The sequence below is a fragment of the Mycobacterium sp. NGS33 genome (genome assembly GCF_059812885.1).
Window position 1 is genome coordinate 1 of record NZ_JCALDN010000010.1, and the last position, 14,243, is coordinate 14,243.

Sequence of the window (14,243 nt, forward strand, 5' to 3'; positions counted from 1 at the left end):
ATCTGGCGCCTAACCCGATCCGAACCGACCGACCGGGATAATGACCGCATGCGTCTCGCGTGGGTGCTGCGATTGGCCATTGCGGGGTGGCTGGTCTCGGTGGGCGGGCCACCCACCGCGCAAGCCAGCCCGGATGTTCCCCCGGTCAGCGACGCCGCACGAGCGGCCGGCTTCGTGGACATCCGCAGCGTCATTCCCGACGCGGTGCTCGACCTGCGCTACGCGACGACGAACAATTTCACCCACACGCAGCTTTATCCTTCCGACGCCAGATGCCTTGTGCACCAATCGATGGCGCCCGGCCTGGCCGCTGCTGCCGGCGCCCTGCGCCCGCAGGGCCACCTGCTGGTGTTCTGGGACTGCTATCGCCCGCATGACGTTCAGGTCAAGATGTTCAACCTGGTCCCCAACCCCGCGTGGGTGGCTCGTCCGGGCCCGTATGCGCGCAGCCACGAGTCGGGGCGCTCGGTCGACGTGACGTTCACCACCGCGCAGCAGCCGTGCTCGTCCGGGCTGCATGCCGGCGGTCTTTGCCTGGCCGACATGGGTACCGACTTCGACGACTTCACCTCTCGGGCAACAGCTTTCAATACCCAGGGCATCAGTCCGGATGCCGTGGCGAACCGGGCGGCGCTGCGCAACGCCATGAACTACGGCGGCTTGAAGGTGTATTCGGGGGAGTGGTGGCATTTCGACGGCCCGGGAGCCGGCGTCGATCAACCGATTCTTCACGTTCCCGTCGACTGAGCCGTCTCATTACTTGAGACGATGATTTCATAATGTGATGACGCTGCGTAGTCTTCCAGACGAGCCCCGGCAGGCAAGAAAGGCCACCATGGACGACGAACACCGCGCGGCATACACGCATGGACACCACGAGTCGGTGTTGCGCTCCCACCAGCGGCGCACCGCCGCGGACTCCGCGGCCTACCTGCTGCCGCACCTGAAACCGGGGCTGTCCGTGCTCGACGTCGGTTGTGGGCCCGGCACCATCACCGCCGACCTGGCCGCGCGGGTCGCGCCCGGGCAGGTCACCGCCGTCGATCAGTCCGTCGATGTGCTCAACGTCGCTCGTGCCGAGGCCGAGCGGCGGAATCTGTCCAACGTCTCGTTCGGGACCGCCGACGTGCATGGCCTCGACTTTCCCGACGACGCTTTCGATGTCGTCCACGCGCATCAGGTGCTGCAGCACGTCGCCGATCCGCTGGCGGCCCTGCGGGAGATGCGACGGGTGTGCGCGCCGGACGGCATCGTGGCGGCCCGCGACGCCGACTACTCGGGTTTCGTCTGGTATCCCGAGCTGCCGGCCCTCGACCTGTGGCGCACCCTCTACCAGCGCGTCGCGCGCGCCAACCGCGGCGAACCGGACGCGGGCCGGCGACTCCTGTCGTGGGCGCAGCGGGCGGGATTCGGCGACATCACGCCCACCGGCAGCCTGTGGTGTTATGCCACGCCCGCGACACGCGACTGGTGGGGCGGAATGTGGGCCGACCGGATTCTGCACTCCACCGTGGCCCGCGACCTGGTGGATCTCGAACTGGCGACTAGCGCGCAGCTCGAGGAGATCTCCGCCGCATGGCGAGAATGGGCCGCCGCCCCGGACGGTTGGATCGCCATACCGCACGGCGAAATCCTGTGCCGGGCATAGAGTTTCAGTCCAGGAAGAGGTCCGGAATCGGTTCGTCGCCCCCGCCGTATCGGGACAGATCCGCGATCCCGGCAGAGTGCAAGACATCGGCGTCGATGTAGCAGTTGCCGGTGGCCTCCCGGCTGGGACGGGAGATGATCTCGACGGCCGCGTCGGCCATGATCTCCGGGCTGCGCGACGACTCGGCCAGTTTGTCCCCGTCGGCCATGTTCGCCACCGCGGCCGTCGCGATATAGGTCTGCGGCCACAGGCAATTCACGCCGATCCCGGAGTCGGCGAATTCCGCCGCCCACCCCAGCGACAGCAGCGTCATGCCGTACTTGGACAGCGTGTACGCCGGGTGCGCGCCCAGCCAGCGCGGGTTCATGTTCACCGGGGGCGAGATGGTCAGCACGTGCGGGTTCGCGGACTTCTCGAAGTGCGGCACGCATGCCTTGGTCAGCAGGAAGGTGCCACGCAAATTGATCTCCTGCATCAGGTCGTACTTCTTGGCCGACAACGTGGCGGTCGGTTCCACCGCGATGGCGCTGGCATTGTTGACGCAGACGTCGACGCCGCCGAAGCGCTGCACCGCCGCGTCGACCACGCGTTGCACGTCCTCTTCGCGGCGCACATCCCCGACCACCGCCAGCGCCTTCCCGCCGGCGGCCTCGACCTCGGCGGCGGCGGTGTGCACCGTTCCGGGCAGGCGTGGATGCGGCGTATCGGTCTTGGCCAGGAGCACCACGTTGGCGCCCTGCCGGGCCGCACCGATGCCGATCGCCAGCCCGATACCGCGGCTGCCACCGGAGATGACGACGGTGCGATCGACGAGCGAACCGTTGGGCATGGAGCCTCCTTTTGCCTGGTCAAGCGTATGGTATTGGCATTCTCTTTTTTTGCAAGTACGTTATTCACCGATGGATAATACGGCCCGCACTCCGTCCGGTATCCCGCTGCAGCCCGTCTACGGGCCGGCGGACGTCGGCGCGGAGCCTCCGCAGCCCGGGGAGTTCCCGTTCACCCGGGGTAACTTCGCGTCCGGCTACCGCGGCAAGCTCTGGACCTTCCGCCAGTACTCGGGATTCGGCACCGCCGAGGAATCCAACCGCCGATACCGCTACCTGCTGGAGCAGGGCGGGACGGGGCTGTCGGTGGCGCTCGACTTGCCAACCCAGTGTGGGTACGACTCCGACGACCCCGAGTTCGGCGAGGAGGTCGGCCGCGTGGGCGTCGCGGTCGATACGCTGGCCGACTTCGAGATCCTCTTCGACGGCATCCCGTTGGACAAGCTCAGCACGAGCATGACGATCAACGGAACGGCGGCGATCCTGCTGGCGTTCTACGTCGCGGCCGCCGAGAAAAAAGGGATACCGCGGGCCACGCTCACCGGGACGATTCAGAACGACATCCTCAAGGAGTACGCCTCCCGCGGGACGTGGATCTGGCCGCCGGAGCCGTCCCTGCGGCTGATCGCCGACACCATCGAGTTCTGCGCGGCCGAGGTGCCGCGGTTCAACGCGATCTCGGTGGCAGGGGCGCACTTCCGCGACGCCGGGGCCAACGCGGTGCAGGAGATGGCGTTCACCCTGGCCGACGGGGTGACCTATTGCGACACCGTGGTCGAGCGCGGGCGCATGACCATCGACCAGTTCGCGCCGCAGATCTCGTTCTTCTTCTACACCCACGGCGACTTCTTCGAGGAGATCGCCAAATACCGTGCGGGGCGGCGGCGTTGGGCGACCATCGTGCAGGAGCGCTACGGGGCGACGACGGCCAAGGCGGCGATGTTCCGCTTCGGCTGCGTCTGCGGCGGCGCCTCGCTGTACGCGCCGCAGGCCCACAACAACATCGTGCGGGTGGCCTACGAGGCGATGGCCGCGGTGCTGGGCGGCGTGCAGTCGATGTTCACCGCGGCCTGGGACGAGCCGTTCGCCCTGCCCACCGAGGAAACCACCACCCTGGCGCTGCGCACCCAGCAGATCCTGGCGCACGAGACGGGGGTGGCCAGCGTCGCCGATCCGTTGGGCGGCTCCTACTTCGTCGAGGCGCTGACCGACGCCACCGAGGAGCGCATCATCGAGATCATGTCCGACCTCGAGCGGCACGGCGGCATGGTCCAGGCCATTGAAGACGGGTACCTGCAGGGCCTCATCGCCGACGAGGCCTTTAAGCTGCACCAGGACGTCGAAGCCGGCACCCGACCGGTCGTCGGGGTCAACCGGTTCGTGACCGAGGAGCCCGCGCACGACGTCGTCACCTATGAACTCGACGCCGAGGGTCGCGACCTGCAACTCAAGCGACTGTCCAAGGTCAAGGCCGAAAGGGATTCGGCCGCAGTGAAATCCACGCTGGCCGCGTTGTCGCAGTCGGCCGAGGGAGACGACAACCTCATGCACAAGCTGATCGACTGCGCCAATGCGTACTGCACGGTCGGGGAGATGGTGTCCGCGCTCAAGGCGGTCTGGGGCGAATTCCAGCAACCGGTGGTGTTTTAGATGACGGCCCGCATCCTCGTCGCCAAGCCCGGCCTGGATGGGCACGACCGCGGCGCCAAGATCGTCGCGCGCACCCTGCGCGACGCGGGCTTCGAGGTCATCTACACCGGCATCCGGCAGCGCATCGAAGACATCGCGTCCATCGCCGTGCAGGAAGACGTCGCCGTCGTCGGCCTGAGCATCCTGTCCGGTGCGCACCTTGCGCTGACCGCCCGCACCATCGAAGCCCTGCGTGCGGCCGATGCCGCCGACATCGCCGTCGTCGTCGGCGGGACGATCCCGCATGCGGACGTACCCAAGCTGCTATCCGCCGGTGCCGCAGCGGTATTCCCCACCGGGACGCCCCTGGAGGACCTGGTCCGCGAGATCCGTAAACTGACCGGCACCCCCGAACCAGCCCTGGAGGAACCGTGCGCGTCGGAGTGATGATCGGCGCCGAGCGTGGCGATATGGCCCGCAAGGTGGACAAACTGGTCTCCGATATCGAATGGGCCGAGTCCGCGGGCCTGGACACCGCGTGGATGCCGCAGGTGCCCAACGACTTCGACTGCCTGACCATGGTGTCGCTGATGGCCGCGCACACTTCGCGCATCGAGCTGGGCACCGCCGTGGTGCCGCTACAGGCCCAGCACCCCATCGCCCTTGCCCGCCAAGCCCTCTCGACGCACGCGGTGGCCGGCGGCCGGCTGGCTTTGGGCGTCGGGCCGTCGCACCACTGGATCATCCGCGACATGCTGGGCCTGCCGTACGAGAAGCCTGCCGCCCACACCCGTGACTACCTGCAGGTGCTCAACGCCGCCGTCGCCGGTCCGGGATCGGTTGACGTCGAGAATGATTCGTTCACCGTGCACAACCCGCTGGCGATCGGCGCCGACAGCCCGATGCCGGTGCTGGTCGCCGCGCTGGGGCCGGTGATGCTGCAGATCGCCGGTGAGCTCGCCGACGGTACCGTGCTGTGGATGGCCGACGAGCGTGCGATCGGCGACCACATCGCACCCAAGATCACCAAGGCCGCCGCCGACGCCGGGCGGCCCGCGCCGCGGATCGTCGCCGGCATACCCGTATGCCTTTGTGCGCCGGGGCAAGTCGACGAGGCCAAGGAGCGGGCCAACCGTATCCTCGGCGAGGCCGAGGTGTCGCCGAACTATCAGCGCCTGCTCGACCGCGGCGATGCCCGCGATGTCGGCGACCTGTGCGCCGCCGGCGACGAGGACGCCATCCTGGCCCGGATGCGCCGGTTCGCCGAGGCCGGCGTGACGGATCTGTCGGTGCGTCTGTTGCCGATCGGCGACAACCGCGACGAGCTGGTCGCCTCCAAACGCCGCACCCGTGAAATGATCGCTTCACTCGCCGCGGAATTGCGTTGACCCCCAACGCCACCGGGCCGCTGGCGGGAATCCGCATCCTCGAGGTCGGCACCATGCTGGCGGGCCCGTACGCGACCATGCTGCTCGCCGATCTCGGCGCCGCGGTCACCAAGATCGAACCCGCCGGCGGCGAGATCTCCCGCAGCGTCGGCGCCACCTATTTCGCCAGCCTCAATCGCAACAAATCCAGCATCACGCTGGACCTGAATTCCGATGCGGGACAACAACGGCTGGGCGAACTGGTCGCCGAATCGGACGCGCTGCTGGTGAACCTGAAACCCTCGGCCATCCGGCGGCTGGGCTTGACGTATGACACGCTGCGGCGGCACAACGAGCGGATCGTCTGCGTGGCGATCACCGGCTTCGGCCTGTACGGCGGCGACGATCCGGCGTTCGATTACGTGGTCCAGGCGGGCGTGGGCACCGCCGCGCTGACCGGCGACCCCGACGGTCCGCCGACGCTGCCCGGCTATTCCTCGGCCGACAACTCCACCGGAATGACGGCGGCGCTGGGGCTGTTGGCCAAGATCATCTCCGGCACCGGCGGCCAGGTGGATGTGTCGCTGCGTGACGTCATGCTGTCCCAGCTGAACTATCACGCGTCGGCCTATCTCAACGGTGGCGTGGAGCCGCAGCGCCGTCCGCACGGGGCGCACTCCTATTACGTTCCGGCGCAGCTCTTCCCGACGGCGGACGGGTATTTGGCGCTGTTCATCACCCACGACGGCTTCTGGAAGTCGTTCGCCGCGGAAGCGGGTATCGGGGGGTTCGAAACGATGGCCGAGCGCGTCGCGCGCCGCGACGAAGTGCTCGCGGTCGTCACGGCGATGCTGGCCACCGACAGCGCCGCGGGCTGGGAGCGGCGGCTGCGTCCGCTGGGGGTTCCCGCGGCGGCCGTCCGTACCCTGCCCGAGGCGCTCGAGGCCACCCCCGAAGTGATCGTCACGGCGGGCGAGTTCCGGTTGGTGGGAACCCCGATCCACGTCTCCGGCTATGAGCCCGAGTACCGGCCCCCGCCCGAGCTTCGCCAGTAGGCACGCCTGCCGTCGAGCTTCGAATGTGAAGCACGTTTCACGTTGGGCGTCCGCCACCGGGCCCGGTGAGGTGAGCCTCGGCAAGCTTCCGGAACGCCCCCACCAGACGGCTGCGATCCCCAGCGCGACAAGCCAATACGACGTGGCTCGGTTCGACCCCTTCCAACGGGACCGTGGTGATATCCGGCCGCACACCGTTGCCGTGCACGCCCGCCGTGATGGCCACCGCTTGCCCCGAGGCGATGAGTTCGAACTTGTCCTCGAGCGCATCGATGAACGGGCCATCGGGTGCCCGCCGACCGTCGGGTCGCGGATCGATGCGCCAGAAGGCGCTCCAGGCCGGATCTGAATGCCGCACCCGGGGCATGGGTTCGTCGGCGATGTCGTCGAGCGTGACCGATTCCCGGCCGGCCAGGCGATGGTCGACCGGTATCGCCAGCACGCGCGGTTCGTCGTACAGGATCGTCACGTGCAGCCCCTCGGTCGGAAACGGCAGCCGGGTCACCACCGCGTCCACCCGATGGCCGAGCAACGCATCGAGCGCCTGGTCCCAATCCAAATGCGTGACTTGAATATCGGCTTCGGGATGCTCGCGGCGCATCTCTCGCACCGCGGGGGTGACGATCATTCCCGTCGTGTACCCGATGGTGATCCGGCTCGGCTGCGCGGCCGCTCGCGCCTGCGCGGTGGCTTGGGCGGCCGAACGCAGCAGCGCCTTGGCCCGGGGCAGGAACACCTCGCCCGCCTCCGTGAGCCGGGTGCCCTGTGGGGTGCGGTCGAACAGGCGGACGCCGAGTTGTTGCTCGAGCCTGCGGATCTGGCGGCTCAACGACGGCTGCGCGACGCGCAGCGCTGAGGCGGCCCGGCCGAAGTGCCGGTGCTCGGCGACGACGACGAAGTACCCGACCAGCCGCAGGTCGAGATCGACAACCGTGGATGCCGAGTCCGTCATGCGTTCAGTGTAAACACTGTCCGACCCGCTACATGCCATAAAAGCGCCCACGAGCTGCTGTGATGCCTGGATTGCATCGCGCCATATGAAACAGGACTTGGACACGGCTCGCGCGCCGCCCTTGACTTGAGGCATACGTCCCAGGCGACAAGAAGGGAACTTTCATGCACGTCTTTGTCACGGGCGCGACCGGGCACATCGGCTCCGTCGTCGTCGCCGAACTCATCGACGCCGGGCACCAGGTCACCGGCTTGGCGCGGTCGGACGCGGGGGCCGCCGCCCTGAAAGCCGCGGGGGCGACGCCCCGGCGCGGTGACCTCGACGACCTCGACGGCCTGCGCGAAGCGGCGGCGGCGTCCGACGGTGTTATCCACCTCGCCTTCAAGCATGACTTCGACGACTTCGCCGGGGCGGCCGAGACCGACCTGCGCGCTGTCCGCGCCATCGGGGAAGCGCTCGTCGGTTCCGATCGGCCATTCGTCAGCACGTCGGGCACGCTGCTGCTTTCGCTGCTGGGTGGGGGCGGTGTCGCGACCGAACAGGACACGGTGGCCGGCGGCCCGCGGGTCGACTCCGAGAACGCGGTGATCGCGCTCGCCGAGCGCGGGGTGCGGTCGTCGGTGGTCCGCCTCGCGCCGCTGGTGCACAGCGACCTGGACCACCACGGCTTCGCCCACCACCTGATCAACGTCGCCCGCGATACCGGCGTGTCCGGCTACCTCGGTGATGGCGTCAACCGCTGGCCCGGGGTGCACACGCTCGACGCCGCACGCTTGTACCGGCTGGCGCTCGAAAATGCGCCCGCCGGAACGCGTTTGCACGGCGTCGCCGATGAGGGGGTGCCGTTTCGGGACATCGCCGCCGTCATCGGTCGTCACCTACACGTGCCGACATCCAGCATCGCCGCCGAACATGCGGGCCACTTCGGCTTTCTCGCGCTCTTCGCGTCACTGGACAACCCGACGTCGAATGCCTTGACACAGAAAATCCTCGACTGGCACCCGGAAGGACCGGGGCTGCTCGAGGATCTCGATGCCGGCCATTACTTCGGCGAGTGAGCTGATTCGGCCCGCATCGCGGCCAAGGTGAGCGAGCATCTGGAGGCAGGCGCCGACCACGTCGTGCTACTACCCGCCATCGGCGGTGAATTCTGCGCGGGCATCGACCAATTCGAAGAGCTGGCTCCGGCGTCCCACAAACACTCGGCCGTGTAACCCGACTGCGCCCCTTGGCCGAGCGTGACGGTGCAGTCACACTCGACCCGCGAACGTGACTGCACCGTCACGTTCGACGCGTTAAGGCGTCGCCAGCTGCCTTTCCTGGTAGCGGCGCGCCCACTCGGCTCGCGACCGGATCGACACGTCCACGTCACTCGCCTTGGCGCGCAACGCTTTTACGGTCGCCTGTTCGCGCGGAGTCCGGGCGAACGGGTCCCAGCCGAAGAACCGGCAGGCGTTGCCCCAGGTGATCTTGTTGATGTCGGTGTCGTCGGCGCCTGCTGCATCGAGCTCGGCCAGCACCTGCTCGGGCGCGTCCGGCCAAAAGCAGTCCGAGTGCGGGTAGTCGCACTCCCAGGCGATGATGTCGATGCCGATCTCGTGGCGCAGCTTCAGCGACGTCTTGTCGGTGACGTAACAGGCCAGCGAGTGCTCGCGGAACACCTCGCTGGGCAGCTGAGAGCCGAAGTCGCGGCGCAACCATTTCTGGTTGGTGTAGTGCCGATCGCTGCGATCCAAATAGAACGGGATCCAGCCGATACCGCCTTCGGAGAAGGCGAATTTCAGGTCGGGATAGTTGCGCATGGCCGGGCCCCACAACAGGTCTTGCGCGCACATCGCCGAGACCTGGGTGGCCAAGATGATCAGGTTGTCGATCGGCGCGTTGGGTGCCATGCTGATCGCCCCGAAGCCGGTGCCGATGTGCAGGCACATCACCACGTTCTCCTCCGACAGCGTGCGAAACACCGGACCCCAGTAGTCCTCGTCGTGGTAGCTCGGAAGTCCTTCCAGGTGCGGCAATTCCGGCATGGTGACCGCGCGGCACCCCTTCGCCGCGACGCGGCGGATCTCGGCGCACATCCCCTCGGGAGTCCAGGTCGGCAGGATCGCGATCGGGATGAACCGGTCCGGATACGAACCGGCCCACTCGTCGATGTGCCAGTCGTTGTAGGCCGACACCATCACCAGGGTGACATCCTCGCGGGTCATGTTGAGGTGGCGGGCCGAAAAGCCGGTGAACGTCGGGAAGCACATCGACGCGAGGATGCCGTTGCGGTTCATGTCGCGGACGCGTTCGTGGACGTCGTAGACGCCGGGGCGCATCTCGGCGAAGCCGGCGGGATCGCGGCCCCACTCCTCGGCCGGCCAGGACACCACCGCGTTCAGCCCGCTGACGCCCTGCGGCCTGCCCTGGTACATCCACTGGTCGACGCCCTTGTCGTCGGTGACGACGATGGGTGCCTCGTCCCGGTATTTGGCGGGCACGTGCCGCAGGAACATGTCCGGCGGCTCGACCACGTGGTCGTCGATGCTCACCAAAATCAGGTCGTCGACCTTCATCAAGCAGTCCTCTCTCGCACAGCGACCCGAGCCGGAATCGGCTATCCGCTGTGCTCGGTGGTGGTCTCGAGCAGTCGTGGAATCGGCGCCGGGTCGAGCTGCAGGGCGTCGGACATGTGCAGCTGTCCGGCGTTGGCGATCATGTTGTCCAGAATCGCCTGCAGATCGTCGCCCTCGATCTCGTAGATGGCGACGTAGGGTCCGTCGCCGTCGACGGGCCGCAGTCGGCGCGCGGAGACGAACCCGTCCAGGGCCACCAGCTCACCCAGGTGCACCTCGTCGTACCAGGTGTTGTATTCCTGTTCGCGCTCGGGCGAGCTGGGTCGGCTCTCCACGAGGATGATGCCCTTGGCCATCGTCGCCACCTCTCTGGTCGCTACTCGTAGCGCACCGTGACCGAGTCCGTGTCGGGAACGCCCTGGCACGTCAGAATGTAGCCCTCGGCGACCTCGTCTTCCTCGAGAGCGTCGTTGACCCGCATGGTGGCGTGGCCCTCTTCGAGCTTGGCCATGCAGGTACCGCAGTTGCCGGCCTCGCAACTGAACGGCGGCTCCAGCCCGGCCCGACGCGCGGTCTCGAGCAGGGTCTCGCCCGGGACGATGGGCACCGAGACCTTCTTGCGGTCGAGATGAATCGTCACCGTCCCGGCACCGGAGCCGTTTGTTGCCGGATCTGTCACCCCTGGGGTCTCCTCGATGATCCGGGTGACCGTCACTGGGACCGCCCCCTTCCCGTATTTGCATTCTTCAGTATAGAGAATACTATTCTCACGAAGCGATAGCATCTTCTCGAGACTGTATGGATGTCGGGTCAGCCCGGTCTGTCAGGGAAGGACGGGACGTGACCGAGCCGGCGGCGCTCGTGTTCGAGGAACGGCGATTCAGCGCGCCCGAACTCGATGCGTTGGCCGACGGATGGGCCGCAACCCTGGCCAAAGACGGTGTCACCGCGGGCCAGCGCGTCGCCCTCATGGCCTCCAACCGGCCGGAATTTCTCGCCGTGGTGTTCGCGACCTGGCGGTTGGCCGCCACGCCGGTACTCATCAGTCCCGCGTGGAAGCGCGACGAGGTCGACCATGCGCTCGCGCTGACCGAGCCCGCGCACGCCGTCGGGGACCACCCGGTGCTTGCCGCCCTGATGCCGATGCTGCACCTGGACGAGCCGGTCGCGCCCGCCGACCCGATGGCCGGGGGCACACCGCCGCCCATGAACGACGCGGCGCTGGTGTTCAGCTCCGGCACCACCGGCCTGCCCAAGGCCGTCCGGCACACTCACGCCTCGCTGAACGAGGCGGTGCGGCACTGGCGCCAGGCGCTGCAACTGACCCACCGCGACCGGATCCAGGTCGCGACGCCACCGTCACACATCCTCGGGCTGCTGAACCTGCTGACCGCCTGGGAGACCGGCGCCCGCGTGCGCCTGCATCCCCGGTTCGACATCGACCGGGTGCTGCAGCACATCGAAAGTGACCGCATCACAGTGGAAATGGCGGTCGCCCCCATCGCGCTGGCCATCGCTTCGCATCCCGGTCTCGAGTCCTTTGACCTGTCTTCGCTGCGGTACATCATGTGGGGGGCCACGCCGGTCAATGCCCACGTCGCCCAGACCGTGACCCGGCGCACCGGAGTGGGTTGGCTCCCGGCGTACGGGACCACGGAATTGCCCGTCATAGCGTGCAATCCGATCGACGACCCGCGGCTGGACACAGTCGGACGGGCGGTTCCCGGCGTGGACCTACGCGTCGTCTCACTGGAAACTGGCGAGCCGGTCGGCCCCGGCGAGGTCGGGGAGATCCAGGCCCGCGCCGCGTCGCTGATGGCCGGCTACCTGCCGGCCGACGCGACCGGCGAGGCGATCCGCGACGGGTGGTACCGCACCGGAGACGTCGGCTGGCTCGACACCGGCGGCTGGCTGCGCATCACCGATCGCCTCAAAGAGATGATCAAGGTGCGCGGCTTCCAGGTCGCCCCCGCCGAAATCGAGACGGTGCTGCACGGTCATCCGGCGGTCAAAGACTGTGCGGTGTTCGGCATTCCCGACGGCCTCAACGGCGAAGCCGTCGTCGCCGCGGTGGCGACGTCCGCGCCCGTCGATGCGACCCAGCTGACCGCCATGGTGGACGAGAAACTGGCGTCCTACAAACGTCTGAGCCAAGTGGTGTTCGTCCCCGAAATCCCCCGCCTGCCCTCGGGCAAGGTGCTGCGCCGAGCGCTGAAGGAGCGTTATGGATGTACGTCTGACAGCTGAACAACAGCAATTACGCGACGCCGCCGCCAAGCTGGCCGACGACCTCGGACCGGCCACGGTGCAGGATCTCGACGACCAGACCCGAATTACCCGTCTGGACAAACAGATTGACAACACCGGCTGGCGGTCGTTGCGTTCCGACGGGGCCTCCGGCGTGGAGGTGGCCATCGTGGCCGAGGAATTCGGCCGGCGGCTGGTCGACACGCCCTTCCTCGGTCCGGTGCTGGCCGACGATCTGGGCCGCCACGTCGGGGCCGACGTATCCGCGGTGACGGTCGCCGTCGGCGATCGGGTGATCGACGCCCGCGGCGCGCGGCGCGCCCTATGGCTGTCGGCGGGCGCCGTCGTCGTCGGCGATGTGCAGGCCACGGCGGAAAGCGTCGATCTGACGCGGGCCGACGCGACGATCACGGGATCGCCGGAGGCGCTGGGGGAGGTGCCAGCCGAGGTCGCCGAGCAGTGGCGGGCCCTGGCCTTGGTCGCGACGACGGCGGACCTGGTCGGCATCGCCCGGGGCGCCCACGCCGTCGCGTGTGACTACGCCAAAATCCGCGAACAGTACGGCAAGCAGATCGGCTCGTATCAAGCCATCGCCCACCTGCTGGCCGAAAGCCTTGCGCTGATTGAAGGTTCGGTCAGTGTGCTACGGCATGCGGCGTGGGGGGTCGACGAGCTGGCCCCCGCCGAAGCCATCCGGGCCGCCCAAATCGCAAAGGTCTACTGCGCGCGCGCCACCCGCACCGTCTGCGAGACGGCCATCCAGGTGCACGGCGGTATCGGCAACACCTGGGAATGCGTGGCGCACGTCTATCTGCGCCGGGCCCTGACATCGACCGAGCTGTGGCCGGTCGCGTTGAAGGAGATCGATTTTGGACTTTCGTGACTCACCCGATGAGGCCGCCTTTCGGGAGCGGCTGCGCACCTGGCTCGCCGCATACGCCAAGGAGTTCTCCGGCTCCGGCGACGAGTATTGGGCGCGCATGGCCGACTGGCACCGCGCCCTCTACGCCAACGGTTTCTTCGGCCTGTCCTGGCCACGCGAGTGGGGCGGTCAGGACCTGGCGCCCGTCTACGACGTGATCGTGGACGAGGAACTGGTGCGGGCCGGCGCGCCGCCGCGCCCCAGCGTCGGGTACCTGGTCTACGGCATCGGCGAACACGCCAACGACGAGGTGCGAAAACGCTTCCTGCCCGGCATCATCAACGGCACCGAGCGCTGGTGCCAGGGCTTCAGCGAGCCCGGCGCCGGTTCGGATCTGGCGTCGCTGACCACCACCGCACGCCTCGAGGGCGACACGTATGTGGTGAACGGCCACAAGATCTGGACCAGCTACTCCGACGTGGCCGACTGGTGCTTGTTGCTGGCCCGCACCGACCCCGACGCCAAGCGCCACCGCGGGCTGTCGGCATTCGTTCTGGACATGAAACAGCCCGGCGTGCAACAGCGCCCGCTGCAGATGATCAACGGGGTGACCAACGAATTCGGTCAGGTGTTCTTCGACGGCGCCAAGGTGCCGGCGGACCGGATGGTCGGTGCTCCCGGCGACGGTTGGGCGGTGGCCATGACCGTCGTCGGGCACGAACGCGAGCCCTCCACGCTCGGCTATGCGGCGCGCTACGGCAAGCTCGTGCGAGAACTGTTGTCCCGCAATGACGGTGAGGTTCCCGAGGAGCTGGCGTGGGCCGCGGTTCAGTCGGATATGCTGACCCATCACGTCCGCCGGCGGCTGTCCGAACAGCTCGACGGCGTCTCGCACGGCTCGGAGGGCTCGCTGGACAAGCTGCTGATGACCTGGGTCGAACAATCCGTCGGGCATGCCGCCCTGGCCGTCGCGGGGACCCGCGATCCCGAAATGCTGAGCGCCTATCTGTACAGCCGGGCGCAGAGCGTCATGGGCGGGACGTCGCAAATACAAAAGAACATCATCGCTGCACGAATCTTGGGATTGTAGAAGTGATC

The 14,243-nt window shown here is 67.8% G+C and carries 16 protein-coding genes; 11 read left to right on the forward strand and 5 right to left on the reverse strand.

Annotated features, from left to right (window positions below; translation table 11 throughout):
- The first annotated feature begins 48 nt into the window (after positions 1–48).
- Together AC5Y5B_RS16535 and AC5Y5B_RS16540 are read left to right on the forward strand one after the other, a co-directional pair.
- Positions 49–747 (forward strand): M15 family metallopeptidase, encoded by a 699-nt coding sequence (locus AC5Y5B_RS16535; RefSeq protein ID WP_112631145.1) that lies wholly within the window; start codon positions 49–51, stop codon positions 745–747.
- A gap of 88 nt (positions 748–835) precedes the next feature.
- Complete coding sequence (locus tag AC5Y5B_RS16540) at positions 836–1,648, forward strand: methyltransferase domain-containing protein (RefSeq protein WP_112631143.1); 813 nt, start codon at positions 836–838, stop codon at positions 1,646–1,648.
- 4 nt (positions 1,649–1,652) lie between these two features.
- Here the strand turns inward: AC5Y5B_RS16540 and AC5Y5B_RS16545 are convergent, their stop codons facing one another.
- Positions 1,653–2,477 carry an SDR family oxidoreductase gene (locus tag AC5Y5B_RS16545; RefSeq protein ID WP_112631141.1) on the reverse strand — a complete coding sequence of 275 codons (825 nt, stop codon included), beginning with the start codon at positions 2,475–2,477 and terminating at the stop codon, positions 1,653–1,655.
- Positions 2,478–2,547: 70 nt separating this feature from the next.
- On the opposite strand from AC5Y5B_RS16545, the gene AC5Y5B_RS16550 reads away from it, so the two are divergent.
- Genes AC5Y5B_RS16550 through AC5Y5B_RS16565 form a run of 4 tightly spaced genes read left to right on the forward strand, consistent with a single transcriptional unit; the run spans position 2,548 to position 6,526 of the window.
- Complete coding sequence (locus AC5Y5B_RS16550) at positions 2,548–4,125, forward strand: methylmalonyl-CoA mutase family protein (RefSeq protein WP_112631139.1); 1,578 nt, start codon at positions 2,548–2,550, stop codon at positions 4,123–4,125.
- Positions 4,126–4,551: a cobalamin-dependent protein gene (locus tag AC5Y5B_RS16555; RefSeq protein ID WP_112631138.1), complete on the forward strand. Its 426-nt coding sequence runs from the start codon at positions 4,126–4,128 to the stop codon at positions 4,549–4,551.
- Positions 4,536–5,492 (forward strand): LLM class F420-dependent oxidoreductase, encoded by a 957-nt coding sequence (locus tag AC5Y5B_RS16560; RefSeq protein ID WP_112631136.1) that lies wholly within the window; start codon positions 4,536–4,538, stop codon positions 5,490–5,492. Before AC5Y5B_RS16555 ends, AC5Y5B_RS16560 begins: the two co-directional genes overlap by 16 nt.
- The gene (locus tag AC5Y5B_RS16565) at positions 5,489–6,526 is read left to right on the forward strand and encodes a CaiB/BaiF CoA transferase family protein (protein ID WP_112631134.1); all 1,038 of its coding nucleotides are present in this window, start codon (positions 5,489–5,491) and stop codon (positions 6,524–6,526) included. Before AC5Y5B_RS16560 ends, AC5Y5B_RS16565 begins: the two co-directional genes overlap by 4 nt.
- A gap of 37 nt (positions 6,527–6,563) precedes the next feature.
- Here the strand turns inward: AC5Y5B_RS16565 and AC5Y5B_RS16570 are convergent, their stop codons facing one another.
- Complete coding sequence (locus tag AC5Y5B_RS16570) at positions 6,564–7,478, reverse strand: LysR family transcriptional regulator (protein ID WP_112631132.1); 915 nt, start codon at positions 7,476–7,478, stop codon at positions 6,564–6,566.
- 164 nt (positions 7,479–7,642) lie between these two features.
- Between AC5Y5B_RS16570 and AC5Y5B_RS16575 the strand changes: the two genes are divergently transcribed.
- Both AC5Y5B_RS16575 and AC5Y5B_RS16580 read left to right on the forward strand, forming a co-directional pair.
- A complete protein-coding gene (locus tag AC5Y5B_RS16575; RefSeq protein WP_112631130.1) occupies positions 7,643–8,536 on the forward strand; it encodes an SDR family oxidoreductase in 894 nt (297 codons plus the stop codon).
- Between the two features lie 27 nt (positions 8,537–8,563).
- Positions 8,564–8,692: a hypothetical protein gene (locus AC5Y5B_RS16580; RefSeq protein ID WP_276310809.1), complete on the forward strand. Its 129-nt coding sequence runs from the start codon at positions 8,564–8,566 to the stop codon at positions 8,690–8,692.
- An 81-nt stretch (positions 8,693–8,773) separates the two neighbouring features.
- Here AC5Y5B_RS16580 and AC5Y5B_RS16585 read toward each other — a convergent pair whose 3' ends face one another.
- Genes AC5Y5B_RS16585 through AC5Y5B_RS16595 form a run of 3 tightly spaced genes read right to left on the reverse strand, consistent with a single transcriptional unit; the run spans position 8,774 to position 10,751 of the window.
- Complete coding sequence (locus AC5Y5B_RS16585) at positions 8,774–10,036, reverse strand: amidohydrolase family protein (protein WP_112631128.1); 1,263 nt, start codon at positions 10,034–10,036, stop codon at positions 8,774–8,776.
- A 41-nt stretch (positions 10,037–10,077) separates the two neighbouring features.
- On the reverse strand, positions 10,078–10,392 hold the full coding sequence (locus tag AC5Y5B_RS16590) for a DUF4286 family protein (protein ID WP_066878053.1): 315 nt from the start codon (positions 10,390–10,392) through the stop codon (positions 10,078–10,080).
- Positions 10,393–10,412: 20 nt separating this feature from the next.
- Positions 10,413–10,751, reverse strand: a complete 339-nt coding sequence (locus AC5Y5B_RS16595; protein ID WP_112631126.1) for a 2Fe-2S iron-sulfur cluster-binding protein — start codon at positions 10,749–10,751, stop codon at positions 10,413–10,415.
- Between the two features lie 125 nt (positions 10,752–10,876).
- Here AC5Y5B_RS16595 and AC5Y5B_RS16600 point away from each other — a divergent pair, with 125 nt between their 5' ends.
- The 3 genes from AC5Y5B_RS16600 to AC5Y5B_RS16610 are packed head-to-tail and all read left to right on the forward strand — an operon-like array spanning position 10,877 to position 14,235.
- Complete coding sequence (locus tag AC5Y5B_RS16600; RefSeq protein WP_112631124.1) at positions 10,877–12,283, forward strand: class I adenylate-forming enzyme family protein; 1,407 nt, start codon at positions 10,877–10,879, stop codon at positions 12,281–12,283.
- Positions 12,261–13,166, forward strand: a complete 906-nt coding sequence (locus AC5Y5B_RS16605; RefSeq protein WP_112631122.1) for an acyl-CoA dehydrogenase family protein — start codon at positions 12,261–12,263, stop codon at positions 13,164–13,166. The genes AC5Y5B_RS16600 and AC5Y5B_RS16605 overlap by 23 nt, the downstream gene beginning before the upstream one ends.
- Positions 13,153–14,235 carry an acyl-CoA dehydrogenase family protein gene (locus AC5Y5B_RS16610; RefSeq protein ID WP_112631120.1) on the forward strand — a complete coding sequence of 361 codons (1,083 nt, stop codon included), beginning with the start codon at positions 13,153–13,155 and terminating at the stop codon, positions 14,233–14,235. Before AC5Y5B_RS16605 ends, AC5Y5B_RS16610 begins: the two co-directional genes overlap by 14 nt.
- Positions 14,236–14,243 lie beyond the last annotated feature (8 nt).